This window comes from Pseudomonas sp. NPDC090592, from assembly GCF_044769185.1.
Taxonomy (GTDB): Bacteria; Pseudomonadota; Gammaproteobacteria; order Pseudomonadales; family Pseudomonadaceae; genus Aquipseudomonas.
In genome coordinates this window covers 16,372-38,739 of the sequence record NZ_JBIVXJ010000001.1, presented here as the reverse complement: position 1 = coordinate 38,739, position 22,368 = coordinate 16,372, and the positions used below count along the sequence as shown (strand labels likewise).

Below are 22,368 nucleotides of genomic sequence, written 5' to 3'. Positions count from 1 at the left end.
CGCGAAGAATCCAACGCGGTGCATGGCACCGGCTGCGCCGGTGTTCGCGGGCGCGCCCGCTCCCACAGGGTACGCGGTGTGCCCGGCATCAGTTCTCTGCGCGACAGCGCAGCCCAATGGGCTGGGCAATCTCCCACAAGGACTCCGTATGCCTGAGGCCTGCGATGTAACTGTGCGGCTTCAGCCGCGAAGAGGCCGGCACAGGCGACACCCATGACGTTTTTCAATCGACTCCATGCCGTTTCCTGCATTGCCGTGCAGAGCGCCGTACCGGATGCTTTAGTTACACCGAGACAGCGCTTTTTCCACCCGCAGAGGCCCACATGAAAACCGTCGAACAAATCCTCAAGACCAAGTCCCAGCACCAGACCGTGTACACCATCGGCCCGGATGACTCGGTGCTCGACGCGCTGAAAATGCTGGCGGAGAAAAACGTCGGTGCGCTGCCCGTGGTCGAGGGCAACCAGGTGGTGGGTATCGTCAGTGAACGGGACTATGCACGCAAACTGGTGCTGAAGGGGCGCTCGTCTGCGGCCACCCCGGTACGCGAAATCATGAGCGCCCCGGTCGTTACCGTGGAGCCGAAGCAGAACCTTGAGTACTGCATGAACCTGATGACCAACCGTCACCTGCGCCACCTGCCGGTGGTCAGCAATGGTGAGCTGCAGGGCCTGCTGTCGATTGGCGATCTGGTCAAGGAAACCATCGCCGAACAGGCCAGCCTGATCCTGCAACTGGAGCAATACATCCGCGGCGAATGAGGTGCCTCAATGGTAGGCGCGCTCCAGCTCGTCCAGTTGATGGTCGAAGCTGCGCAGGCGCGCCGACCAGGTGTATACCAGCACTTCCAGGTCACGGTTCAGCACTGCCGTGTTGCCGTGGCCGCTGTGCGTAGGCTCCCCCAGGTCCAGCTGGTAACGTTCACGTGCCATGGCCTGAGCCACGCTGGACAGGTCGCGAGCGTTGGCCAGCCAGTGATGATGGTGGTCATGGATTTCACGGTCGAGCACGCGGCACTGGCGCTTCAGGGCATCCAGGCTCTGCTCCAGCGGTGTGCCCTTGAGCTCGCCCATGACTTCTTCGAAGGTACGCCCCGAATGCCAGTAGCTGCCCCAGAAATAACGGTCGAACACCGTTTCAACGCGGCGTAGCGCCACCTTGGTGTTCCAGATGGTCAGCAATGTTCGCCCCTGGATCACTTCTCGTTTGTTCAGGTGCAGCTGCTGCCAGGCGATCCAGGTCAGCGTCACCAGTGCAAACGCCACAGTGACAGCGGCAGCGGCATACAGGAAATGCACTGCCTGGTTCATCTGTTGCGCCTGCCTGATGCCGTAGAAGTAACTGGCCGTCAGGGTGCCCAGGATCGTCACGGAGCACCAGAAGCCTGGTGCGTAGGGATCTTTCATTGCGCTATCCCCTTATTGTTTTCCTGAGCATAGCAACGGCCGATCACTCGTCAGGTGCCGCTCGGCGCTTTATTTTCGGGGGCGACGCAGCGCTTCGTTGAGTTGATCGAAGGGCACGGCCCAATCGGCATCTTCAATGATGCTCTCCTTGAGAAAGGCCCGCTGAGCCTCGGTCCAGAACGGCGCATCCACCAGCTTGATTTCATTCTTCAGGGGTGAATGGCTGGTGATGAACTGATCGATACTCTTGGGATCGTCGGGCAATCCCAACTGCTTGAACAGCTCGGAAAACTGATGGGTCGGCGCTTCCATGGTTCCTCCTCGGGGCCAGGCAAGCCGTCCACGACGCCCGCCTGGCATTGGTGTGAAAACATCAGCACAGCTCACGCACTTCGGCTTGAGGTACCAGCTTCATGAACTGCTCCATGCTCATGTGGATCAAGTGATCGTGGTCACCCGCCTCCAGATAGACATCGCCTTGGCGGGTTAGGCTCGGATCGAGCAGCATTTTTATCTGGTAGGCATCGCCAAGCGCTGGTACGGCGCCGCGCTCGCAGTCATTGAACAGGCTCGGCAGGCCGCTTTCACGGGTCAGTTGCCAGGCGCCGGACGTGCGCACCTTGCTCATGTCCAGGTGCCGGTTGGCCGGCAGCACGGCCATGATGTAGTTGCCACGCCGGTCATCGAGCATCACCGACTTGGCGACCCGCTCGGCGGGCACACCGGCCGTACGGGCAGACTCCAGGCTGGTGGCCGAATGTGGATGGGGAATGATGTCGTAGTCGCAGTTGGCCTTGTCCAGGCGGGCCTGTAGGGTCTTTGCCATACGCATGATGCACCTCCGGTTTCGCCCCCCAATCTTCAATTTTAGGCCTGGCAGCGCAAGGCAGGGCTAAAGTTGTGCAAGAGAAGCAAACGAGGTGACGACAGGTGATTGCCTGCTGCTGGCCTGACGAGCAGCCATATAGATGGGGCCTCGACGAGGCCCCAACGGTCTATCAGAGAGGTGCGCGGCGCAGGGTCGCCAGGAAGGTTGCCGCACCAATGAACAACCCGGCAAAGGTCCGGTTCAAACGCTTCTGCTGCCTGGGCGTACGCAGCAGGCGCAACACCCGCGAAGCCAACCCGGTGTAACCCGCCATCACCAGCATGTCCACGCTGACCATGGTCACGGTGATTGCCACATACTGCGGCAACAGCGGCGCATGCGGGTTGAGAAACTGCGGCAGCACCGCCAGCATGAACACCAGTGCCTTGGGGTTGCTGACGTTGACCAGGAAACCACGGAACACCAGGCTCAGCGGTTTGCCGATCGGGCGCACGCCGGACTCATCGGCCATGTCCATGGGCAGGGCGCGCCACTGCTTGTAGGCCAGGTAGACGAGGTAGGCGACGCCGAACCATTTGATGACCTGGAAGGCCGTGGCCGAGGCGGCCAGGATGGCGCCGACGCCAGCGGCGATGATGGCGATCTGCACGATCAGGCCTAGCTGCAGGCCCAGGGCATTCCAGTAACCACGCCAGAAGCCGTATTGCAGGCCACTGGACATCGAGGCGATCGCCCCGGCTCCGGGTGAAAGGCTGATCACCCAACAGGCGGCAAAGAAGCCCAACCATACTTCCATCGACATCACACACCTCGCTCGAACATATGTTGCAAAACGTTAAGCTAAGGTGTTGGTGAAAAAATAACCAGTAGATTTTGAGGAATTTCACTGCCAGTACCGGCCTCTTCGCGGGCGCGCCCGCTCCCACAGGTACAGTGCAGGCTTGCGGTTCTGTGGGAGCGGGCATGCCCGCGAAGAGGCCGGCACAGGTTTAGTCGGCCTCGACAGTCGCCTCTTTGTGCAGGGCCTGCACCTCGGCCCCGCGCCAGCGCCGTACCGATTTCTGGAAGAACTGGCTATTGGGCACCTGCACCAGCGCCCCGCCCGCCTCGGGCATTTCCAGCAGGGTGGTGAACAGCAGGTTGATGGCGATCACACGGCCTTTGACGCCGGGCTTGTCTAGCGTATCGACCAGCTCGACCACATCGCCGATGCGAAACGGCCCGACGGTAAAGATCAGCACCGCGCACAGCAGGTTGGACAACACGCTCCACATGGCGAAGAACGCCACTGCCGCCACCGCGACGAAGCCTGACAAAGCAGTCCACAGCACAGTCGCAGAAACACCCAGCCGCTCCAGCACAAACAGCAGTGCGCTGCCCATGATCAGCCAGCGCAAGCCACCGCGCACCGGCACCAGCAACTCTGGTGGCAACGGGTAACGCTGACCCAGGCGGCTCAGCCCGCGAGCGATGATGCGCTGCAGGACGAAGGCCGCCACCAGGATCAACAGGATCTGCAAGCCCAGCCAGAAGGTATCCATCCATTGCCCTGGCAGCAGCGAACGCAGCTCCTCCATCAGGACAGCGCCTCGAGCTCGGCCTGCATGCTTTCGAGGGTTTCCAGCGCTTCCATCCAGGCTTCTTCCAGCTCGCCTTCGCGTTGCTTGAGCTTGGTCTGGCGCGCCAGCAGGTCACGCAGCTCGTCCTTGCGCGCAGCCTCATAGAGGCCGCCATCACCCAGGGCGGTCTCGATCTCGGCCAGTTGCGCATGCACCTGGTTAAGCTCGGTTTCCAGCTTGTCGGCGGCCTTCTTGTGCGGTGCCAGCTGCTGGCGCAAGGCCGCGGCAGCCTGGCGCTGGGCTTTCTTGTCGGTCTTGTCCGGGTTGACCGCAGCCGTACTGGCCGGTGCGCTGCGCTGGCGGTACTCGACCAGCCAGCGGCTGTAGTCGTCCAGGTCACCGTCGAAGGTATCAACCTTGCCGTCGGCCACCAGCAGGAAGTCGTCGGTGGTGCTCTTGAGCAGGTGACGGTCGTGGGATACCACCACCACGGCACCGGCAAACTCCTGCAACGCCATGGTCAGCGCCAGACGCATTTCCAGGTCGAGGTGGTTGGTCGGTTCGTCGAGCAGCAGCAGGTTCGGCCGCTCCCAGGCGATCAGCGCCAGCGCGAGGCGGGCCTTTTCACCACCGGAGAAGTTCACCACCGGCTCGTCAGTACGGTCGCCATGGAAGTCGAAACCACCCAGGAAGTCGCGCAGGGTCTGCTCACGCTCAGCGGGGGCAATACGCTGCAGGTGCAGCAGCGGGCTGGCCTTGTCGTCCAGCGAATCCAGCTGGTGCTGGGCAAAGTAACCAACAGCCAGGTTCTCGCCACGCACCAGGCGGCCCGACAACGGTTCCAGGTCGCCCGCGAGGTTCTTGATCAGGGTCGACTTGCCCGCGCCGTTAGGCCCGAGCAAACCAATACGTGCGCCAGGGGTGAGCTGCAACTTGACCTTGTCGAGGATGGCCTTGTCGCCATACCCCAGGCGGCCTTCGGACAGACTCAGCAACGGGCTGGAGATTTTCTGCGACTCGCGGAAGACGAAGTCGAACGGTGAATCGACATGCGCCGCCGACAGCTCCTCCATGCGCTCCAGGGCCTTGATCCGGCTTTGTGCCTGGCGGGCCTTGGTGGCCTGGGCCTTGAAGCGGGCGATGTACTTTTCCATGTGCGCGCGCTGCGCCTGTTGCTTCTCGTAGGCCTGCTGCTGCTGCGCCAGGCGCTCGGCACGGGTGCGCTCGAAGGCGGTATAGCCGCCCTTGTAGAGGTTGAGCTTGCGTTGCTCGACGTGCAGCACATGGTCGACCACGGCGTCGAGGAAGTCACGGTCGTGGGAGATCAGCATCAGCGTGCCGGGGTAGCCCTTGAGCCAGTCTTCCAGCCACAGGATGGCATCCAGGTCCAGGTGGTTGGTGGGCTCGTCGAGCAACAACAGGTCGGACGGACACATCAGTGCCTGGGCCAGGTTAAGGCGCATCCGCCAGCCACCGGAGAAGTCGCCGACGCGGCGGTCCATCTGCTCGTTGGTGAAGCCCAGGCCCGCCAGCAATTTGCGGGCGCGGGCGTCGGCGGTATAGCCGTCGGCGCTTTCCAGCTCACTGTGCAGACGCGCCAGGGCGGTGCCGTCGTGGGCCTGCTCGGCCGCGGCCAGGTCGGCCTGGACCTTGCGCAGGCGCACGTCGCCATCAAGCACATAGTCCACGGCCACGCGGTCGAGGGTATCGACTTCCTGGCGCATGTGGGCGATGCGCCAGTCGCCGGGCAGCTGGCAATCGCCGCCGTCAGGCGTCAGCTCCCCGCGCAGCAAGGCGAACAGGCTGGATTTACCGGCGCCATTGGCGCCGATCAGGCCGGCCTTGTGACCGGGGTGCAGGGTCATGTCGGCGCCGTCTAGCAAGCGCTGCGGACCACGCTGTAAAGTGAGGTTGGATAGTCTGATCATGATGGTCGCGGAGTCTATCAGCTTCCTCGGCCCATAGCGCGAGTAGAACCATGTACACCGACCTGTGGAATCACGCCCTGGCCCTGTATGCCAGGCCCGGCGTGGAAACGGCTTGCCTGGAGCTCCAGGCGCAAGGTGGCGATGTCTGCCTGCTGTTGTGTGCAACCTGGTTGCAGACGCGTGCCGTGGCTGTGCTGGATGAGCGCGCCCAGGCGTTGAACGAAATTGCCGGGCCTTGGCAGCGTGAAGTGGTCTTACCGTTACGTAGCCTGCGCCAGCAATGGCGAGTAGCAGCGCAGAATGATGTGCAGCTCGGAGCCATACGTGAACAGGTGAAGGGGCTGGAGTTGCAGGCGGAAAGGACCTTGCTGGAGCGTTTGCAGGATTGCTCGCGAGAGTGGCCCGCAGACTCGGGTGAGCCTACGGACGACTGGCTGGCCCGGCTGGCGCCAGAGCCCGCCCGCCACCACGACGCGCTGACTCAGCTGCGCGTCGCGGCGGCTACGCTTCAGGACGCCGAAGACGGCGACTGAGCCGGGGTGCTGGCGGGTGCCGAGGGCGCTACCGAAGCAGCCGGGGTGGCCGAGTTGGTTGCTGCAGCCGGGGTGCTGGCGGCAGGCGTAGCGGGTTTGGTTTCCGCTGGCTTGCTGGCAACAGGTTTGGCGGCGGCTGGCTTGGCGGCAGTGCGGGTCGGGGCTTTGGCGGCAGCAGGTTTCGCGGCTGGTTTGGCTGCAGGTTTGGCCGCAGCGGTCGCTTTGGCAGCAGGCTTAGCCGCAGGCTTGGCAGCAGCGGTCGCTTTGGCAGCCGGCTTAGCCGCAGGCTTGGCAGCAGCGGTCGCTTTGGCAGCCGGCTTAGCCGCAGGCTTGGCAGCAGCGGTCGCCTTGGCGGCCGGCTTAGCCGCAGGCTTGGCAGCAGCGGTCGCCTTGGCGGCCGGCTTAGCCGCAGGCTTGGCAGCAGCGGTCGCCTTGGAAGCTGGCTTAGCCGCAGGCTTGGCAGCAGCGGTCGCTTTGGAGGCTGGCTTAGCCGCAGGCTTGGCAGCAGCAGTCGCTCTCGCGGCTGGCTTGGCGGCAGGCTTGGCAGCAGCGGTCGCCTTGGCAGCTGGCTTAGCCGCAGGTTTGGCGGCAGCAGCGGTTCTGGCAGCTGGCTTAGCCGCAGGTTTGGCGGCAGCAGCGGTTCTGGCAGCGGGCTTGGCTGCAGGTTTGGCAGCCGCTGGTTTGGTGGTTTTGGCAGCACGCGAATCCAGCGCTTTGGCTGCTGCTTCGCGAACTTTGCCTACACCCTGGGCCAGCCTCAGGCTGTCCTGGGCGTCACGTTTGAGTTGCTGGATGTAAGAGCGGGTCTGGGTTTGACGTTCCTTGAGGGAGTCGAGCAGCCCTTCAAGTTCGCCAATGGCTTTTTGCGCTTTGGTCTGCGCCTTGGCTTTACCTGCCTTGGCCGCATCCTGCAATTTCAGGCGACCGGTGTGCAGTTTTTCCTGGGCTTTGCCACGCTGTTTTTCCAACTTGGCCAGCAGTTTTTCCGCATCAGCCAGCGCTTGCGAGCAGGCATCTTCCAAGTGTTCGAGCAGGCTGCCCGAAAGTTGCTGGAGCAGGTGTAACGGCGTACTTACTGGCTTCTTTTTGGCCGACATGGTTTACCTCCTGGCTGACGAGATTGCGGCTCATACTATGCTTCTGCTGCTACCGCCGCTAGGGCATGTTGACCGTAATATTTACGCCGCGTTGCATGCCTGGGCAAAGTTGTTATCTTGCAGCTCCGTGCAAGTGTAGTTGCTGAATAAATCATTGCTGATATTTGGCAATTGCCTGACTTGCAGCACATCCCTTGTAGGAGCGGCCTTGTGTCGCGATGGGCTGCGAAGCAGCCCCGGGATTTCAGCGTCTGCGCAAATATTGATGGGGCTGCTTCGCAGCCCACCGCAACACAAGGCCGCTCCTACAAGGACCGCGAGCACACCATAGATAATCTAACGCTGGCATACTTCCCCGCTCATTGGCGCAGGAACTGACCATGCCTCGATATCTTGTTTTAGGTTTATGCCTGCTGGCCCCCATCGCCTTGGCCGACAGCGACGAGCACGACCTGGCCTACAGCCTGGGCGCCAGCCTGGGTGAGCGCCTGCGCCATGAAATGCCGGGCTTGCAACTGGATGCACTGGTCGAAGGCCTCAAGCAGTCCTATCAGGGGCAACCGCTGAAGCTCGACAAGGCGCGCATGCAGGCGGTGCTTCAGCAGCATGAAACACAGGAAAGCGATGCCGCCACGCAAAAATTGCAGGCAGCCGAAACACGCTTCATGGCCAACGAGCGTGGTCGTTATGGGGTACACGAACTGCCGCAAGGGGTGCTCTACAGCGAACTGCAGGCAGGCACGGGCGCGCAACCCAAGGCAGGTGGCAAAGTACAAGTGCGCTATGTGGGCAGGTTGCCGGATGGCTCGGTGTTCGACCAGAACCAGACACCGCAGTGGTTCAACCTGGATTCTGTAATCGAGGGCTGGCAGGTAGCCCTGCCGCAGATGCACGCCGGCGCCAAATGGCGCCTGGTGATTCCTTCAGCGCAAGCCTATGGCGCCGAAGGAGCGGGCGACCTGATCGCACCCTATACACCCTTGGTATTCGAGATCGAGCTGCTGGCGGTTGGCGACTGACGCCAACCTTCAGGCCTCGACTGCGCCCTCTTCCTTGTGCGCGTTGTGCAGCACTTCGATCAGGCAGTCTTCCAGTTCGAAGCGCTCATGCAGCAGTCCACCCAGCTTGCCCAGTTTTTCGGCGAAGCGTTCGGTGTCTTTACATTCACCTTTCGCGCAATGGTCATTGAAGGCCAGGGCGATCTGGGTAATGTCGTTGATCCGCGGATTGATCTCTTCGGCCAGCCTCAGCGCTTTCTCGTCATCGAAAGCCTTGGCCTCACTGACCAGCTGCTCGCAGACCTCGAAATGCCACGCCGAACAGTAGTCGACCAGCAGACCGCAAAAATCCCCGTTGGTGTCTTTGTCGGCAAAGGCCAGCTTTACATCGCGCAGCGCGCGAAAAGCCTGCACCAACTCCTGGCGCTCCTTCAGCCAACGGTCGATCAGGTCGTGAACCCCACCCCAGCGTTCCTGGGCATTCTGACAACTATCGAGCATGGCGATCTCTTCCCTTCTGGGTAGATGCCGCTGCACCTCGCACCACGACCGCGCAGCACAAAGGTGACATCAGCAGGACGGCATCGAGCAGTTGTATTTTCGGTATTCGTGCTGGGAGATTATTCCCGTGCGTGCTGCCCATCAAGGTACGCAGCAGACAAAGTTCATACAAGTGTTTAATACCCTGATACAGCACCATTGGTCGCGCTATCGGCCCAGCCTTGCGCCAGGTCAACTGATTGCCAGGCTGCGGAAACGATACGCCAGCAGGCAACTCAAGGGCAGCGCCGCCAACAGCAGGAAGGCCAGCAGGCTCCACTCGGGCAGCGTCAGGTCGAGAAAGCTCCAGGTCAACGAGTTGCAATCCGGGCCACCCAGCAACAGTTGCCGTGCCGCCTCGCCCCAGGACTGCTCGAACACTCTCCCGATCGGCACCGGGCACACAGGTGTTGCCCCGCCAGCGCCCTGCAGCCAGACGTGCCGCGCCGCCAGCAACGCCCCGGCCAGCGAGCAGCCCAGCGTTGCCTGCGCGTAACGGCGGATGCCCTGCATGCCCGGTGCCTGCAGCACTGCCCCCAGGCACAGTAGCGCATACACGCCAAGCAGCAGCCGCTGGCTGAAGCACAGGGGGCACGGCACCAGCCCTGGCATGTTTTCCAGTTGGAAAGACGCAGCCAGTACCGCCAGTGCGGCCAGGCAGGCAGGAACGAAAAATGTGCGTAAACGGGCCGGCAGCATGGGCAGTGAAGGTCCCGGGGAAAAGGTGGTGGCTTGAAACGGTAGAGGAAAGACGCACTTTGTTTCAAGGCGCGACAGTAACGACAAGTCGCTGAATCGTGTAGGAAATTTCTAGCGATGCGGCAGGAGGTGCCTGAAGAAATGGTTTGCAGAGGTAACTTGCAACAGTAGACAACTTACCAACCCCCAAAGCCCGCACCTTGGCGCGGGCTTTGGGGTAGGTCAGGCGCGCACGCCCTCTGGCAGCGGCAGGGCCAGCAGGCGCTCGTCCAGCAGGCCAAGGCCCTCCTGGAACAACTGGTTACTGCGCTCGGTCTCGCCCAGGCCAGCGAGCAGGCGGGCCAGTTCGGCACAGGCCTCAGGGTTGCGCTCCATGCGCAGGCTGCTTTCCAGGTAGTCACGCGCCTTGCCCCAAAGGCGGTTCTGCAGGCTCAGGCGGCCCAAGGTCAACAGCAGGCTGGCATCTTGCGGATGAGCCTTGAGCCAGCCTTCGGCGGTTTGCAACTGGCGCGCCGGATCATCACCACGCACCAGGCCATACAAGCGGGCCAGGTGGCTTTCGTAGTCGCGCTTGAGGGCCGTGCGCAGTACTTGCTCGGCCTCGCTCTGTGCACCTATCTGACGCAATTGCTCGGCGTAGGCCAAGACCAGCTGTGGTTCCTGGCGCTGCGCCGCTGTCAGTTGCTGCCAGGCGCGCTCCAGCGCTTGACGTGCACTTTGCGTGTCTTCACCACGGGTGGTGGCCAGGCTCAGGTTCTGGCCCCAGGCACGCTGCTCCAGGGCAGCCAGCTCGGCGGGCGGCAGCACTTTGCCCTTGCGCAGGTCGGGTAGCAGGCGGATCAACGCCGACCAGTCGCCCCGCTCCAGGTGCAGGCGCTGCAGCAGGCGCAGTACCTGGCCGTTGTGCGGGTGGCGCTCCTGCATGGCCAGCAGGGTTTCCAGGGCACCCTCACTTTCACCACGGTCCATCTGCAACTGGGCATGGGTCAGGGCAATGGCAAGTTCCGCTTGCGGTTGGCGCTCCAGCGCACGCTCCAGCAGGTTGTCGCTGTCTTCGCTGCGGCCTTGCTCGTTGGCTGCACGCGCAGCACCGAGGTAGTAAAGCAGCGGCTGGCGCTCGGCCTCGGCAGCACGGTGCAAGTGGCGTTGGGCACTGGCCCAGCGGCCTTCGGCGAGGTCCAGCTGGCCCTGCTCGATGGCCACGCGGATACGCCGGCTGCGGTTACGCCGCGACCACGGGTTGACCACGCCACTGGAGGTCAGCACCAGGCCGACCAGGTAACGCAACAACCACACCAGTGCGACCACGGCCAGCAGGCCGGCCAGGGCCGCCCACAGCCCCGACTGATAGCGGAAGCTTCCGTAGGAAACCAGCACATAGCCGCTGTGTTTGGCGACCGCGATACCCAGCGCTGTGGCAACCACAATCGCCAGCACGGCCAGCAGGTAGACTCGCTTCATGGCTTGCCCCCTTCAGCCTCGGCCGGCAGGTGACGGCGCTGAATGTAGGCCTGCACGGCCGCCAGGCTTTCACTGAGGTCGGGGGTTACCACCGACACGGGTTGATCGGCCAAGGCATTGAGGCTGTCGAGCATGGCCTTGCTTTGCGGGTTGTCGGCATTGAAGTTGGCCAGCAGCACGCTGCGGGCGTCGTCCAGCGCCTGGGTATAGACCTTGGCGTCACCATTGAGTGCTGCCCATTGAGCCTGCTCGATGGTCAGGCTCAGGGCCAGCCGCAGCTGGTTGAGTTGCTGCCCGGCCAGCAACGGCCGCACGTTGTCATCGGCATTGAAGTCGATCTGGAAGTACTTGGAGATCTCTGCCCACCACTGCGACAGGCGGCTGGCACCATCACCGTCAGAGGTCAGGGCGCCAAGCGCATCGGCGTTGCTGGCGAACTCGGGCGACTGGGCGCTGAGCTGCTGCACCAGCTCGCGCTGTGCGGCCAGTTTCAGGAACAGGCCGGTACGGTCCGGTTGCTGGGTGCTGTTGAGCGTGGCCAGGCTGCGCGCCAATTGTTCGCGGGCGGCAAAGGCACCTGGGTCGCTCTGCTCGCGCAGGATTTCGTCGGCGCCCTCGACCAGGGCCTTGGCACTGGTAATGTCCTGCAGCGCCGACAGGCGCAGTGTAGCCAGGCGCAGCAGGTGCTCGGCCTCGGCCAGGCGCCATTCCTTGCGGCTCTCGCCCAGCACGGTTTCCACCCGCTGGCTAAGGCGCTGCTGGTCGCCTTGCAACTGCGCGACCAGGCGGCGGCGATCTTCCAGCTCGCTGGCAGCCGGCAGGCTGGCCAGTTGCGCACTGATCTGCTGTTCGCGCTGCTGCAGGGCCTCGGCGCGCTGGTTAAGCGCCTCGATGTGCTGGCCCTGGTTGAACTCACTGCCTTGCAGTTGACGCACCTGCCAGACACCCCAGCCACCTACCGCCACCCCGGCAGCGCCCAGCAGCAAGGCCAGTGCTGCCAGGCCAGTGCCGGAGCGCTTGGCGGGTGGGGTGGTGACGGGTTCTGCCGGCGCCTGTGCCGACGGCTGATCGTTATTGGACAAGACAGTCTCGCTCACGTATCCATCCTTTGCATGGGGGCGCATCGCGTTCAGCTTAGCGCCTTAAGAGGCAGGTGCAGCGCTACGCTGCACGGCTGCCAGCAAGGCCGTGGCACTGGCGCCACGGCAATCCACAACCTGTTGGGCTCCGGCGGCCCTGGCCTGTTCGGCGACCCGGGAGCTGGGCACGAACAGCGGCAGCTGTGCCAGCTGCGGCCAATCGGCGCCGGCCAGCTGCTGCAGATGTTCAAAACCCTGCCCACTGCTGACCACCAGGCCATTGAGGCGTTCCGCTTCGATGCGGCGCACCAGGGTGCCTGCCGGGTACGCCGGCAGGCAGCGACGATACAGTTCCAGATATTCGACACTAGCACCTTGCTCTGCAAGACGCTCTGCCAGCAGTTCGCGACCTCCGACCCCGCGCACGATCAATACACGCGGCGCAGGCACGGCAACGGCCTGAAGCAGGGCCGGCAGCGCCAGCAAGGCTTCGCTGTCATCGCCACGCGGCGGAGTACTTACCGCCAGCCCCGCGCCCTGCAGCACCGCAGCGGTTGCCTCGCCCACGGTGAACCAGCCTTGCCGTGGCGCCTGCATGCGGGCTTCGGCCAGTTGCTCAAGCAGCAACCGGGCAGCCGGCTTGCTGACCACGATGATAGCCTGGAAGCCATGCAGGCCCTCCAGCAGCAGCCGTTGCCAGGGCTCCACGCTGACGGGTTCTATCGCCAGCAGCGGCAGGCAGCTACTGCCTACCCCCGCTGCTGCCAGGCTTTGCGCCAGCGCCGCGCAGTCCTCGGCAGGCCGGGTCAGCAACAGGCGCCATTGGCTCACGGGTGACCGGCCTCGCCGTAGACTTCCTTGAGGATGGCCTCGGCGCCCTGGCCCAGCAGGTCTTCGGCCACCTGTACACCCAAGGTCTCGGCAGCCGCGCGAGGGGCACGGGCTTCGGCCACCAACAGGGTGCCGCCGCTCGGCTGGCCGACCAGGCCACGCAGCCACAGCTGGTCACCTTCGAGCACCGCGTAGCAGGCAATCGGCACTTGGCAGCCGCCATTCAGGTGTTTGTTCAGGGCGCGTTCGGCCACCACCCGGTCGGCAGTGTCGGCATGATGCAGCGGCGCCAGCAGCGCATGAATCTCGAGGTCGGCACTGCGGCATTCGATGCCCACCGCACCCTGGCCGCCAGCGGGCAGGCTGTCATCGACGCTGATGGTGGCGGTGATGCGGTCTTCGAAGCCGAGGCGGATCAGGCCAGCCGCAGCGAGGATGATGGCGTCGTACTCACCGGCATCCAGCTTGGCCAGGCGGGTGTTGACGTTGCCCCGCAGGAAGCGGATTTGCAGGTCTGGGCGGCGCGCCAGCAACTGGGCCTGGCGGCGCAGGCTGGAGGTGCCGACGATGCTGCCGGCAGGCAGCGCTTCGAGGCTGGCAAAGGTGTTGGAGACGAAGGCATCGCGCGGGTCTTCGCGCTCGCAGATGCAGTACAGGCCCAGGCCTTCAGGGAAGTCCATGGGCACGTCCTTCATCGAGTGCACGGCGATGTCGGCTTCGTTGTCCAGCAGGGCAGTTTCCAGTTCCTTGACGAACAAGCCCTTGCCGCCGATTTTTGCCAGCGGCGCGTCGAGCAGTTTGTCACCACGGCTGACCATGGGCACCAGGGTCACGAGCAGACCGGGGTGGGCCTGCTCGAGGCGGGCTTTGACGTATTCGGCCTGCCACAAGGCCAAGGCACTTTTACGGGTGGCAATGCGGATTTCGCGAGTGGACATGGAACGCCCCGATCCAGAGAAATGCCGCCGATGATAACAGCATCGCCGGGATCGCTAGCAGATGTGGATCAGCTGAGGGCCCCTTCGCGGCTAAAGCCGCTCCCACAGGTACGGTGCCGCTCTGAAGGGCAATGATGACCCTGTGGGAGCGGCTTTAGCCGCGAACAAGGGCGCAGCCCTTGCCATGCGGGCACCGTATCAGAGGGTTTGCATCATCTTGCGCACACCGGCCACATGCCGCCGGCTGACGGTCAAGGCATCCCCATTCAGGCCTTTCAGGTACAGCTGGAAGTGCCCCAGCTGCGTGCGCTGCAGGCGTTCGATGCGGTCGCGCGCGACCAGCGCATTACGGTGGATACGCACGAAGCGGTCGCCAAACTCGTCTTCCAGGGCCTTGAGCGGCTCGTCGAGCAGCACTTCCCCAGCCTCGTGGCGCAACGTCACGTACTTGTGGTCGGCAATGAAATAGATCACCTGGGGCAAGGGGATCAACTCGATGCCTTTGCGCGTGCGGGCGCTGATGTGGCTACGTGGGCCGCCACCTTCATTGGCTGGCCGGGTGAGCGCCGCCAACTGCGCACGATTGGGTTTTTCGGCCTTGCGCAAGGCATCGCGCAGCGTCTGGGCCTGGAAAGACGTGGTCACGGTCACATGGCTGAGGGTACTGCCCTTGAATGCCTCGGCACCGTGTTCATCATCCCCGGTGCAAAACACCACCGCCGGCGGCGCCTCGCGTTCGCACAAACGTGCGGCCACCTGCAGGCCGTCCAGGCCTGGCATGCCGATGTCCAGCAGGACCACATCGGGCTTGAGGCTTTCGATCAGCGCCAGGGCCTCCTCGCCGTTGGTGGCGCTGGGCTCCAGCACGGTGTAGCCCTCCAGTTCGCCGAGCAGCCGGCTGAGCCGTTCACGGCCTTGGGGTTCGTCATCAACGATCAGGACATTCATAATTGCGCTGGATTCCTGAATGAGTCTCGCACAGGTATAGCGTAGACAGGTGTGGTTCGAGCGACACTGCGGTCACGCTCTAGACCGGTGCGATGGCCAAAGATTCACTCGGCCGGCAGATTCACTGCCAGTCCTCTGTCCAACTGTAGACGGTCCGTGGAACACTGCCGTTCATTCCTTAAAATCCTTCTCTGCCGTTTTACGGGCATTTCTCTCGACCGGTGCCCTGCGGCAGCCAGCCCAACCCTGCTATCATCGGCGCCACTTTTTCGTTCACGCCTGCAATGAGTGAATCCATGAGCACCGACAAGACCAATCAGTCCTGGGGCGGCCGCTTCAGTGAGCCAGTCGACGCCTTCGTCGCCCGTTTCACCGCCTCGGTCGACTTCGACAAGCGCCTGTACCGCCACGACATCATGGGTTCGATCGCCCATGCCACCATGCTGGCGCAGGTCGGCGTGCTCAGCGATGCCGAGCGCGACACCATCATCGATGGCCTGAAGACCATCCAGGGTGAAATCGAGGCCGGCAACTTCGACTGGCGCGTCGACCTCGAAGACGTGCACATGAACATCGAAGCACGCCTGACCGACCGCATCGGCATCACCGGCAAGAAGCTGCACACCGGCCGTAGCCGCAATGACCAGGTGGCCACCGATATCCGCCTGTGGCTGCGCGACGAAATCGACCTGATCCTGGCCGAAATCACCCGCCTGCAGCAGGGCCTGCTGGAGCAGGCCGAGCGTGAAGCCGCAACCATCATGCCTGGCTTCACCCACCTGCAGACTGCCCAGCCGGTCACCTTCGGCCACCACCTGCTGGCCTGGTTCGAAATGCTCAGCCGCGACTACGAGCGCCTGGTCGACTGCCGCAAGCGCACCAACCGCATGCCGCTGGGCAGCGCCGCGCTGGCCGGTACCACCTACCCGATCGACCGCGAACTCACCTGCAAGCTGCTGGGCTTCGAGGCCGTGGGCGGCAACTCGCTGGACGGCGTCTCGGACCGCGACTTCGCCATCGAATTCTGCGCAGCGGCCAGCGTGGCGATGATGCACCTGTCGCGCTTCTCCGAAGAGCTGGTGCTGTGGACCAGCGCGCAGTTCCAGTTCATCGACCTGCCGGACCGCTTCTGCACCGGCAGCTCGATCATGCCGCAGAAAAAGAACCCGGACGTGCCAGAACTGGTACGTGGCAAGACCGGCCGTGTGTTCGGCGCCCTGACCGGCCTGCTGACCCTGATGAAAGGCCAGCCGCTGGCCTACAACAAGGACAACCAGGAAGACAAGGAGCCGCTGTTCGACGCCGCCGACACCCTGCGTGACTCGCTGCGTGCCTTTGCCGACATGATCCCGGCGATCAAGCCCAAGCACGCCATCATGCGTGAAGCGGCCCTGCGCGGTTTCTCCACCGCTACCGACCTGGCCGACTACCTGGTACGCCGTGGCCTGCCGTTCCGTGACTGCCACGAGATCGTTGGCCATGCGGTGAAGTATGGTGTGGACACTGGCAAGGACCTGGCCGAGATGAGCCTGGACGAACTGCGCCAGTTCAGCGACCAGATCGAGCAGGACGTGTTTGCCGTGCTGACCCTGGAAGGCTCGGTGAATGCCCGTGACCACATTGGTGGTACGGCGCCGGCGCAGGTGCGTGCAGCCGTCGTTCGCGGCAAGGACCTGCTGGCTTCGCGTTAAGGCCTATTGCGAGGGCTTTGCCCTCGTTCGCGGGCACGCCCGCTCCCACAGGTACGGCGTTTCCCTGTGGGAGCGGGCGTGCCCGCGAAGGGTCCAACACTGATCTCAGCGCTTGCCGCTGCGAATCATCTCCATGAAGGCCGGCATCGACGCCTCCTTGTCTGCCACGATCCGCGCCATGTGCGGGTTCTCGCCCATCACTTGCAGCAACGCCTTGGCCTGCGGGAAGTCCGCCAGGAAGTCGATGTTCAGCACCTTCTTGCCCACCGCGTAGGCCAGATCGACCGAGAAGCAGAACATCAGGTCTGCCAGCGTCAGCTGCTCACCCGCTACATACGGCGCAAAACGCCCGTTGCGCTTGAGGGTGGCAAAACCGGCCAGCAAATCGGCCCGGGCCTTCTCCTTGACCAGCGGCTCAACCGACATGCCAAAGAACGACTCGGCATAGCAGGTACGCGCCGGCAGCTCGATGTACAGCTCGATTTCCTTGAGCAGCTCACGCACCTTGGCCTGGCCAAACGGATCGGCTGGCAGCAGTGCCTTGCCGCCCTGGGTCTGCTCGATATAGTCGAGGATTACATTGGTTTCGCTGAGGAAACCGTGTTCGGTTTCAAGCACTGGCACCTTGCCGCGCGGGCTCACTGCCAGCGCCTGAGGCGCCTGGCCGCCATAGAACGCGACTTCCTCGAAGGGCAGGCCTTTTTCCAACAGGGCCAGCTTGACCATGTTGTAGTAGTTGCTGACCGAGAATCCATGAAGCTTGAGCATGAGGTAACAGCCTCCAGGCCGTAAGGGGTTGGCTGGGCTTTTATAGACCCATCGCCCGCCCCTGACCAGCGTCATGCACCCCGTCAATGCCCGGGCATTGCCGACACGGGCATGGCACACTGTGTGTCCCACAACAGGAGTAGCGCCATGAGCGAGCCCACCGACATCGACAATGACGACGACGAAGCCTTCGCCGAGGCGACGCTGACCCAGGCTATCGAGAACCAGATTGAGAGCGGCGAACCGGCTGCGGCCAAGGCCACCTTCAACAAGCTGACACTGGTTGGCTACGAGCGTGAAGACATTCTCAACCTGATGGCCCATGTGCTGGCCTTCGAGATCGACAACATGCTGGTAGAAGACCGTGCATTCAACGGCGAGTGGTATGAAAACGCTCTGCGGGCGCTGCCGGAGCTGCCGCCTGAGATGGATCAAGGCGAGGACGAATAACCCGACTACACTCGAAGGTCAGGCACCGCTGACGGTGCCGCCATCCTTGTCTGGAAGTCAGGAGCTGCCATGCCTTTTACCCCCGATCTGATCGACGAACTGGAAGTACTCGCGCTGTTCAAACACGACAGCAGCCAGGAAGGCATCAAGATAACCAGCACCGCCGCCCCGGCCCTGATCGCGGCTGCGCAACGCCTGCATGAAAAAGGGCTGACCGATCAACCTGATGGCGGCTACCTGACCAGCCTGGGTCATGACGCCGTAGAAAGTGTCCAGCTGCTGCAGAACATTCTCAAGGCGCCACAACCGGCCTGATCCGAGATTGCATGGGGCTGCCTTGCAGCCCATCGCCGGCAAGCCAGCTCCCACAGGTACTGCACATGGTTTGAAATCGATGCGGTCGGTGTGGGAGCTGGCTTGCCGGCGATGGGCCGCAGCGCGGCCCCTTTCAGTTAGCCGCTGCCCTGCGCTTCTCTGCCAGCCACGAGCGCCCGTACAGGAACACGATTGCCAGCAAGGCCACCGCCTGCGCCGACAGCGAGTAGGCGTCGGCATGAATGCCCAGCCAGTCGAACTCGAAGAACGTCACCGGCCGCGTGCCCAGCACCCCCGCTTCTTGCAGCGCCTTCACGCCATGCCCGGCGAACACCACCGACAGCGCACACAGCAGCGCGGCGTTGATGCTGAAGAACAGCGACAGCGGTAGCTTGGCCGAACCACGCAGGATCACCCAGGCCAACCCCACCAACAACACCAGCGCCGTGGCGCCACCAGCCAACACCGCCTGGTGCCCGGCAGGGCCTGCCTGCAGCCACAGGGTTTCGTAGAACAGAATCACTTCGAACAGTTCGCGGTACACCGAGAAGAACGCCAGCATGGCAAAGCCGAAGCGCCCGCCGCCGCTGACCAGGCTGCTCTTGATGTAGTCCTGCCAGGCGGCAGCATGGCGGCGGTCGTGCATCCATACGCCGAGCCACAGCACCATCACTGCGGCGAACAGCGCCGTGCAACCTTCGAGCAATTCACGCTGGGCACCGCCCACGTCGATCACGTATGCCGCCAGGGCCCAGGTGGCGAAACCTGCGACCAGCGCCAGCGCCCAGCCGATATTGACGCTGCGTACCGCCGATTGCTGGCCGGTATTGCGCAGAAACGCCAGGATCGCGGCCAGTACCAGAATCGCTTCGAGGCCTTCGCGCAGCAGGATCAACAAACCGGAGATATAGCTCAGCGACCAGCTCAGGCCATCGCTGCCCAGCAGCTTGGAGGCCTGGTCGAGCTTGCTTTTGGCTTCGGCCAGACGTTGTTCAGCCTGGGCTACAGGCAAGCCGTCCTGCAGGGACTGCCGGTAGGCCATCAGCGATTTCTCGGTGTCCTTGCGCACCTGGGTGTCGATGTTGTCCAGCGAGCTTTCCACCAGCTCAAAGCCTTCCAGGTAGGCCGCTACCGACAGGTCGTAGGCCTGGTCGTGGTCACCTGCGCGGTAGGCCGCCAGGCTCTTATCCAGGGTGCTGGCGGTGTACTCCAGCAATTGCGCCGGGCCGCGTTTGACCTGGGGCGGCTGGGCACGCTGGGCGCGGAACGCCTCCAAGGCGCCTGCCCCCTCGTTGGCAGCCACTTCTGCGGGTGTCTGGCGAGCCAGGTCGGCGATATTCCAGGTTTTGTCGCCTTTGCCGGCTTCCGGCTTGGCGGTGAAGCTGGCGATGTAGGCGGCGACGTCCCAGCGCTAGCGGTCGTCCAGCTGGTCGGCAAACGATGGCATCTCGGTGTTGTCGATGCCCAAGGCCAGGGTGTTGTAGAGGTCGAACAGGCTCAACTGGTCAAGGCGCGCGGCATCACGCAGGTTGGCCGGGGCTGGCTCCAGGCCCACACCTGCCGGGCCATCCCCGGCGCCGGTGTCGCCGTGGCAGATTGAGCAGTTTTGCGCATACAGCGATGCGCCACGGGCCGGGTCCGGGGTAATCACCGGGGCTTGGCTGACTTCATAAGCAACTGCCAGGCGAGCACCTAACTGCCGGGCCTGCTTGGCAACGGCCGCACCGTTCTGGCGTTGGTCGATAGCCAACTTCAACGCCTGGACGCCCTGCTCAAGGCCCGCTTGCTCGGCGTTTGCCGGCAAGGCCTTCACCAGGTCGGCCAATACCGAGCTGAACTCCTGTTGTTCACGGTATTCGCCTTCGTCGATCACCTTGCCTTCACGCACGGTTGGCGGGTAGTCGGCGCCGATGTAATCGAGCAAATGCAAGGCCTTGGCGGCCTCGGCGGGGGCTTCGGCCATCGCCATGGTGCTGCACAGCGCCAGCATCGGCCACAGAAGCCAGGCAAGCAGACGGGAACGGGTATTCATGGCCAGTCTCGAGGGGAATGCGAAAGAGAACATTGTTCACTCCGACTTGGCTTCGCTCAAGGGTGCTGGGCGGATTTCATGAAAAATCTTGGTACAAATAAGATGAAGCGGGGCGTCCTGAGCGACGACATGATGCTATCTCTGTGGAAGCTGTCTTGTATTGCCTGTCAGAGCCTCATCGCTGGCAAGCCAGCTCCCACAGGTATCGCGCTGTCCTCAGGCCCATTACTGGACCTGTGGGAGCTGGCTTGCCGGCGATGAAGGCGACACCGATGTCACAGGAAACACCGGGTACCAAATGATTCAGCGCGGTTAGGTCCATACCCACTAGCCTGTAGAGCCACTATTCAGGAGGCAGGGAACATGGATCGTCCCCATTCAAAGCAGCTACGGCTTGGCCGATTTTCGGAAACCAGTCGGTTGTATTTGCTTACCAGCACCACCCTTGAAAGAGCCCCAATCTTCAGTGATTTCCACTCGGCCCGCTTGCTGGTGGCCGAGTTCCGCCACGCTGAAGAGGAAGGTGCCGCCAGATCGCTGGCCTGGGTGGTGATGCCTGACCATTTCCACTAGTTGGTCGAGCTTGGGCCGGCCAGCCTGAAGCGCTTGATGCGCAGAGTGAAGTCTCGTAGCACCATGATGATCAACAGGCATCAAGGGCGAAGCGGTCAGCTCTGGCAGAAGGGGTTTCATGACCGGGCGTTGCGCCGGGAGGAGGATGCGCAAGATGTGGCGCGCTATATCGTCATGAACCCCAAGCGTGCGGGTCTGGTTGCGAGGGCTGGGGATTATCCGCATTGGGATGCGATCTGGCTCTGACCGGATGTTGCCTGCGAGGGCCCTATCGCCGGCAAGCCAGCTCCCACAGGGTCCTCATCTGCCTTACAGGTGCTGCTGACCTGTCAGGGCCTCATCGCTGGCAAGCCAGCTCCCACAGGGCCCTCATTTGCCTTACAGGTGCTGCTGACCTGTCAGGGCCTCATCGCTGGCAAGCCAGCTCCCACAGGGCCCTCATTTGCCTTACAGGTGCTGCTGACCTGTCAGGGCCTCATCGCTGGCAAGCCAGCTCCCACAGGACCCTCATTTGCCTTACAGGTGCTGCTGACCTGTCAGGGCCTCATCGCTGGCAAGCCAGCTCCCACAGGACCCTCATTTGCCTTACAGGTGCTGCTGACCTGTCAGGGCCTCATCGCTGGCAAGCCAGCTCCCACAGGGCCCTCATTTGCCTTGCAGGTGCGGCTGACCTGTCAGGGCCTCATCCTGGCAAGCCAGCTCCACAGGACAATCACAGTGCTCAAGGGCAGTGGAGAACCTGTGGGAGCTGGCTTGCCGGCGATGGGCCGCACAGCGGCCTTAGTTTCTTGAAGGGACTTCGATCATTGCTAGTGTCATGTATGCCCCCCTACCTGGCGAATGATGGCTCGCTTGTCTTCGATGGTGAACGTCACTCGCTTACCCCCACTCAGCCGAATCTGGTAGAGGTTGGTTTTTTTTTGCAACAACTTGTAGTTGGCATCACCCATCCGCTTCGCAGCATCTCTAGGGGATACACCATCATTATGAATAGCATTCTGAAAGCTATCGAAAGATTTCTGCTCAGCCTTCGTCAGCACAAACTCTTTGAAATTTACATTCGATTTATCCAACGTCCAACCTAGGTCTTGCCCTGAGGATGTACTGGAGAACACAGAACTTTGCGAGCTGTACCTTTCGCTTAGTGGGGAAATCCCCAGTGATTCCGTTGAGGGCGTCGGAGATGCCGTAGAACTGGACGTCCCTGAACTTGATCGAGAGCTCGACCGCGCCGATTCAACAGGAGGGTTATGTTTCTGGGGTCGCACGGCCAAAGAATCTGGCCTTTTTACCAGCTGTCTCGGAGCTTTCTGAGAGTACTTCATATGCCCTGTAGGGTCGCAGAAATTCACCGGGTCACACGACACGTAGGCATAACTATTCCACCCGCCTTCGCCGAAGGGGCTCCAGCTGTCCGGGCTGTTGAAGCGCAGCAGTGCCGGGCTGAAGGCGCGGTAGCCGGCGCCCAGCAGATAATACCCCGCCACCCAGTCACGAGGCTGGCCATTGAAGCCCAGCACCTTGGTTGGCCGAGTGGCATCGAAACCGTAGGGTGCATAGCTGGACTTTACACAAGCGCGCCCAAGCCGCTCTTTCACAATGCCATCAGGCATACCACAAGTAACTTTAGCCATGTTCCATCTACCTGATTAAGTCAGGTAGAGCATGACGAACTTTTAAACATTCACGTAAC

The 22,368-nt window shown here is 62.7% G+C and carries 22 protein-coding genes and 2 pseudogenes; 7 read left to right on the top strand and 17 right to left on the bottom strand.

All coding sequences use genetic code 11. The annotated features are described in order from the left end of the window. The first annotated feature begins 323 nt into the window (after positions 1 to 323). Positions 324 to 761, top strand: a complete 438-nt coding sequence (locus ACIQUI_RS00190; RefSeq protein ID WP_403193958.1) for a CBS domain-containing protein — start codon at positions 324 to 326, stop codon at positions 759 to 761. A 6-nt stretch (positions 762 to 767) separates the two neighbouring features. On the opposite strand, the gene ACIQUI_RS00185 is transcribed toward ACIQUI_RS00190, so the two are convergent. From ACIQUI_RS00185 to ACIQUI_RS00160, 6 genes are all read right to left on the bottom strand, one after another. Then, positions 768 to 1,406 (bottom strand): NADH:ubiquinone oxidoreductase subunit N, encoded by a 639-nt coding sequence (locus ACIQUI_RS00185; protein WP_403193956.1) that lies wholly within the window; start codon positions 1,404 to 1,406, stop codon positions 768 to 770. Positions 1,407 to 1,475: 69 nt separating this feature from the next. Further along, a complete protein-coding gene (locus ACIQUI_RS00180; RefSeq protein WP_403193954.1) occupies positions 1,476 to 1,718 on the bottom strand; it encodes a DUF2789 domain-containing protein in 243 nt (80 codons plus the stop codon). Between the two features lie 61 nt (positions 1,719 to 1,779). Beyond that, positions 1,780 to 2,238 carry an aminoacyl-tRNA deacylase gene (locus ACIQUI_RS00175; RefSeq protein ID WP_403193951.1) on the bottom strand — a complete coding sequence of 153 codons (459 nt, stop codon included), beginning with the start codon at positions 2,236 to 2,238 and terminating at the stop codon, positions 1,780 to 1,782. Positions 2,239 to 2,404: 166 nt separating this feature from the next. Continuing rightward, complete coding sequence (locus tag ACIQUI_RS00170) at positions 2,405 to 3,037, bottom strand: LysE family transporter (RefSeq protein ID WP_403193948.1); 633 nt, start codon at positions 3,035 to 3,037, stop codon at positions 2,405 to 2,407. Positions 3,038 to 3,224: 187 nt separating this feature from the next. Next, positions 3,225 to 3,812, bottom strand: a complete 588-nt coding sequence (locus ACIQUI_RS00165; RefSeq protein ID WP_403193945.1) for a mechanosensitive ion channel domain-containing protein — start codon at positions 3,810 to 3,812, stop codon at positions 3,225 to 3,227. Beyond that, positions 3,812 to 5,722 carry an ATP-binding cassette domain-containing protein gene (locus ACIQUI_RS00160; protein ID WP_403193942.1) on the bottom strand — a complete coding sequence of 637 codons (1,911 nt, stop codon included), beginning with the start codon at positions 5,720 to 5,722 and terminating at the stop codon, positions 3,812 to 3,814. Before ACIQUI_RS00160 ends, ACIQUI_RS00165 begins: the two co-directional genes overlap by 1 nt. A 50-nt stretch (positions 5,723 to 5,772) precedes the next feature. Between ACIQUI_RS00160 and ACIQUI_RS00155 the strand changes: the two genes are divergently transcribed. Next, complete coding sequence (locus ACIQUI_RS00155; RefSeq protein ID WP_403193939.1) at positions 5,773 to 6,255, top strand: TIGR02444 family protein; 483 nt, start codon at positions 5,773 to 5,775, stop codon at positions 6,253 to 6,255. Here ACIQUI_RS00155 and ACIQUI_RS00150 read toward each other — a convergent pair. Next, entirely contained in the window at positions 6,231 to 7,352 is a 1,122-nt protein-coding gene (locus ACIQUI_RS00150; RefSeq protein WP_403193936.1) for an AlgP family protein, read from the bottom strand. The two genes, ACIQUI_RS00155 and ACIQUI_RS00150, sit on opposite strands and share 25 nt — an antisense overlap. 380 nt (positions 7,353 to 7,732) lie before the next feature. Between ACIQUI_RS00150 and ACIQUI_RS00145 the strand changes: the two genes are divergently transcribed. Further along, positions 7,733 to 8,371 carry an FKBP-type peptidyl-prolyl cis-trans isomerase gene (locus tag ACIQUI_RS00145; protein WP_403193933.1) on the top strand — a complete coding sequence of 213 codons (639 nt, stop codon included), beginning with the start codon at positions 7,733 to 7,735 and terminating at the stop codon, positions 8,369 to 8,371. A gap of 9 nt (positions 8,372 to 8,380) precedes the next feature. Here ACIQUI_RS00145 and rsd read toward each other — a convergent pair whose 3' ends face one another. From rsd to ACIQUI_RS00110, 7 genes are all read right to left on the bottom strand, one after another. Beyond that, on the bottom strand, positions 8,381 to 8,851 hold the full coding sequence (rsd, locus tag ACIQUI_RS00140; protein WP_403193930.1) for a sigma D regulator: 471 nt from the start codon (positions 8,849 to 8,851) through the stop codon (positions 8,381 to 8,383). A gap of 231 nt (positions 8,852 to 9,082) precedes the next feature. Then, a complete protein-coding gene (locus ACIQUI_RS00135) occupies positions 9,083 to 9,589 on the bottom strand; it encodes a disulfide bond formation protein B (protein WP_403193927.1) in 507 nt (168 codons plus the stop codon). Between the two features lie 222 nt (positions 9,590 to 9,811). Next, the gene (locus ACIQUI_RS00130; protein ID WP_403193924.1) at positions 9,812 to 11,050 is read right to left on the bottom strand and encodes a heme biosynthesis protein HemY; all 1,239 of its coding nucleotides are present in this window, start codon (positions 11,048 to 11,050) and stop codon (positions 9,812 to 9,814) included. Then, positions 11,047 to 12,147, bottom strand: a complete 1,101-nt coding sequence (locus tag ACIQUI_RS00125; RefSeq protein WP_403193921.1) for a uroporphyrinogen-III C-methyltransferase — start codon at positions 12,145 to 12,147, stop codon at positions 11,047 to 11,049. The genes ACIQUI_RS00130 and ACIQUI_RS00125 overlap by 4 nt, the downstream gene beginning before the upstream one ends. A 45-nt stretch (positions 12,148 to 12,192) precedes the next feature. Next, positions 12,193 to 12,960, bottom strand: coding sequence for a uroporphyrinogen-III synthase (locus ACIQUI_RS00120; protein ID WP_403193920.1), 768 nt, complete (start codon positions 12,958 to 12,960; stop codon positions 12,193 to 12,195). Then, positions 12,957 to 13,898: a hydroxymethylbilane synthase gene (hemC, locus tag ACIQUI_RS00115; RefSeq protein WP_403193918.1), complete on the bottom strand. Its 942-nt coding sequence runs from the start codon at positions 13,896 to 13,898 to the stop codon at positions 12,957 to 12,959. The genes ACIQUI_RS00120 and hemC overlap by 4 nt, the downstream gene beginning before the upstream one ends. 198 nt (positions 13,899 to 14,096) lie before the next feature. Continuing rightward, positions 14,097 to 14,846: a LytR/AlgR family response regulator transcription factor gene (locus tag ACIQUI_RS00110; RefSeq protein WP_403193916.1), complete on the bottom strand. Its 750-nt coding sequence runs from the start codon at positions 14,844 to 14,846 to the stop codon at positions 14,097 to 14,099. 296 nt (positions 14,847 to 15,142) lie between these two features. Here ACIQUI_RS00110 and argH point away from each other — a divergent pair, with 296 nt between their 5' ends. After that, positions 15,143 to 16,537: an argininosuccinate lyase gene (gene argH / locus ACIQUI_RS00105; RefSeq protein WP_403193913.1), complete on the top strand. Its 1,395-nt coding sequence runs from the start codon at positions 15,143 to 15,145 to the stop codon at positions 16,535 to 16,537. 105 nt (positions 16,538 to 16,642) lie between these two features. Here argH and ACIQUI_RS00100 read toward each other — a convergent pair whose 3' ends face one another. Then, entirely contained in the window at positions 16,643 to 17,305 is a 663-nt protein-coding gene (locus ACIQUI_RS00100; protein WP_403193910.1) for a glutathione S-transferase, read from the bottom strand. A gap of 147 nt (positions 17,306 to 17,452) precedes the next feature. Here ACIQUI_RS00100 and ACIQUI_RS00095 point away from each other — a divergent pair, with 147 nt between their 5' ends. Together ACIQUI_RS00095 and ACIQUI_RS00090 are read left to right on the top strand one after the other, a co-directional pair. After that, positions 17,453 to 17,755 carry a hypothetical protein gene (locus ACIQUI_RS00095; RefSeq protein WP_403193908.1) on the top strand — a complete coding sequence of 101 codons (303 nt, stop codon included), beginning with the start codon at positions 17,453 to 17,455 and terminating at the stop codon, positions 17,753 to 17,755. Positions 17,756 to 17,824: 69 nt separating this feature from the next. Next, complete coding sequence (locus tag ACIQUI_RS00090; protein ID WP_016714401.1) at positions 17,825 to 18,070, top strand: TIGR02647 family protein; 246 nt, start codon at positions 17,825 to 17,827, stop codon at positions 18,068 to 18,070. A gap of 133 nt (positions 18,071 to 18,203) precedes the next feature. Here ACIQUI_RS00090 and ACIQUI_RS00085 read toward each other — a convergent pair. Beyond that, positions 18,204 to 20,135, bottom strand: a pseudogene (locus tag ACIQUI_RS00085) (FTR1 family protein). Positions 20,136 to 20,465: 330 nt separating this feature from the next. Between ACIQUI_RS00085 and ACIQUI_RS00080 the strand changes: the two are divergent. Next, positions 20,466 to 20,921 (top strand): annotated as a pseudogene (locus ACIQUI_RS00080) (REP-associated tyrosine transposase). A 569-nt stretch (positions 20,922 to 21,490) separates the two neighbouring features. Here the strand turns inward: ACIQUI_RS00080 and ACIQUI_RS00075 are convergent. Next, on the bottom strand, positions 21,491 to 22,309 hold the full coding sequence (locus tag ACIQUI_RS00075; RefSeq protein ID WP_403193906.1) for an RHS repeat-associated core domain-containing protein: 819 nt from the start codon (positions 22,307 to 22,309) through the stop codon (positions 21,491 to 21,493). Positions 22,310 to 22,368: the final 59 nt, after the last annotated feature.

Excerpts from the sequence above, each read along its gene's own strand:
- ACIQUI_RS00130 (WP_403193924.1), bottom strand. The coding sequence starts at position 11,050 with ATGAAGCGAGTCTACCTGCTGGCCGTGCTGGCGATTGTGGTTGCCACA.
- ACIQUI_RS00075 (WP_403193906.1), bottom strand. The coding sequence starts at position 22,309 with ATGGCTAAAGTTACTTGTGGTATGCCTGATGGCATTGTGAAAGAGCGG.
- ACIQUI_RS00170 (WP_403193948.1), bottom strand. The coding sequence starts at position 3,037 with ATGTCGATGGAAGTATGGTTGGGCTTCTTTGCCGCCTGTTGGGTGATC.
- ACIQUI_RS00135 (WP_403193927.1), bottom strand. The coding sequence starts at position 9,589 with ATGCTGCCGGCCCGTTTACGCACATTTTTCGTTCCTGCCTGCCTGGCC.
- ACIQUI_RS00155 (WP_403193939.1), top strand. The coding sequence starts at position 5,773 with ATGTACACCGACCTGTGGAATCACGCCCTGGCCCTGTATGCCAGGCCC.
- argH (WP_403193913.1), top strand. The coding sequence starts at position 15,143 with ATGAGCACCGACAAGACCAATCAGTCCTGGGGCGGCCGCTTCAGTGAG.
- ACIQUI_RS00160 (WP_403193942.1), bottom strand. The coding sequence starts at position 5,722 with ATGATCAGACTATCCAACCTCACTTTACAGCGTGGTCCGCAGCGCTTG.
- ACIQUI_RS00090 (WP_016714401.1), top strand. The coding sequence starts at position 17,825 with ATGCCTTTTACCCCCGATCTGATCGACGAACTGGAAGTACTCGCGCTG.
- ACIQUI_RS00145 (WP_403193933.1), top strand. The coding sequence starts at position 7,733 with ATGCCTCGATATCTTGTTTTAGGTTTATGCCTGCTGGCCCCCATCGCC.
- ACIQUI_RS00180 (WP_403193954.1), bottom strand. The coding sequence starts at position 1,718 with ATGGAAGCGCCGACCCATCAGTTTTCCGAGCTGTTCAAGCAGTTGGGA.
- ACIQUI_RS00150 (WP_403193936.1), bottom strand. The coding sequence starts at position 7,352 with ATGTCGGCCAAAAAGAAGCCAGTAAGTACGCCGTTACACCTGCTCCAG.
- ACIQUI_RS00100 (WP_403193910.1), bottom strand. The coding sequence starts at position 17,305 with ATGCTCAAGCTTCATGGATTCTCGGTCAGCAACTACTACAACATGGTC.
- hemC (WP_403193918.1), bottom strand. The coding sequence starts at position 13,898 with ATGTCCACTCGCGAAATCCGCATTGCCACCCGTAAAAGTGCCTTGGCC.
- ACIQUI_RS00190 (WP_403193958.1), top strand. The coding sequence starts at position 324 with ATGAAAACCGTCGAACAAATCCTCAAGACCAAGTCCCAGCACCAGACC.
- ACIQUI_RS00165 (WP_403193945.1), bottom strand. The coding sequence starts at position 3,812 with ATGGAGGAGCTGCGTTCGCTGCTGCCAGGGCAATGGATGGATACCTTC.
- ACIQUI_RS00175 (WP_403193951.1), bottom strand. The coding sequence starts at position 2,238 with ATGCGTATGGCAAAGACCCTACAGGCCCGCCTGGACAAGGCCAACTGC.
- ACIQUI_RS00110 (WP_403193916.1), bottom strand. The coding sequence starts at position 14,846 with ATGAATGTCCTGATCGTTGATGACGAACCCCAAGGCCGTGAACGGCTC.
- ACIQUI_RS00185 (WP_403193956.1), bottom strand. The coding sequence starts at position 1,406 with ATGAAAGATCCCTACGCACCAGGCTTCTGGTGCTCCGTGACGATCCTG.
- ACIQUI_RS00095 (WP_403193908.1), top strand. The coding sequence starts at position 17,453 with ATGAGCGAGCCCACCGACATCGACAATGACGACGACGAAGCCTTCGCC.
- rsd (WP_403193930.1), bottom strand. The coding sequence starts at position 8,851 with ATGCTCGATAGTTGTCAGAATGCCCAGGAACGCTGGGGTGGGGTTCAC.